The sequence below is a fragment of the Janibacter sp. CFPM2_SD2 genome (assembly GCF_057364645.1).
This window is the reverse complement of record NZ_JBNFOF010000419.1, coordinates 1-525: the sequence shown is the minus strand read 5'-3', so window position 1 is coordinate 525 and position 525 is coordinate 1. Positions and strand designations below refer to the sequence as shown.

At 77.3% G+C, this 525-nt stretch carries 1 protein-coding gene; it reads left to right on the top strand.

Going from position 1 to position 525, the window contains the following annotated elements:
- The coding region (locus tag AC2W7J_RS18730; RefSeq protein WP_485984315.1) for a hypothetical protein at window positions 1–525 on the top strand (525 nt) is incomplete at both ends.

Genomic DNA, 525 nt, shown 5'->3' with positions numbered 1-525 from the left:
GCCCAGCCCCGCGCCCTCCGGCCCGGCGCGCGAGGACGCGACGACCACCCGCCGCTCCGGCGTCCTCGCCGTCGTCGACGGCCTCTCCCGCCTCGGTGACGACTCCTCCCTTCGTCTCGTGGCCGATGCGCTCAAGCCGATGGCGAAGGGGGACACCCGCCTCGTCCGCCGCCCCGGCAAGTCCTCGCTCGTCACCCTCCCCCCGGCGCTCACCGACCGGACCGGTGACGACGTCGCCGTCGGGGACGCCCGGGTCCTGCTCGACCTCTCGGCGACCTCGCCCGCCGCGGCCTGGACGACGCTCGACGCGGCGATGGCGCAGACGCCCGTCATCGGCACCACCGAGCACGCCGACCTGCCCGCCGAGATCGAGGCCCTCGTGCCCCGCGTCGAGGACGGCAAGTCGCTGCGCAGCGAGCTCGTGGCCCGGGTCAACCAGGAGGAGCTCGTCGCCCGCGAGGGGCTGCGCCTGCAGCGCGCCGTCCTCGCCGGCCACACCGGCGCCCACCGGGCCCGCGCGATCGC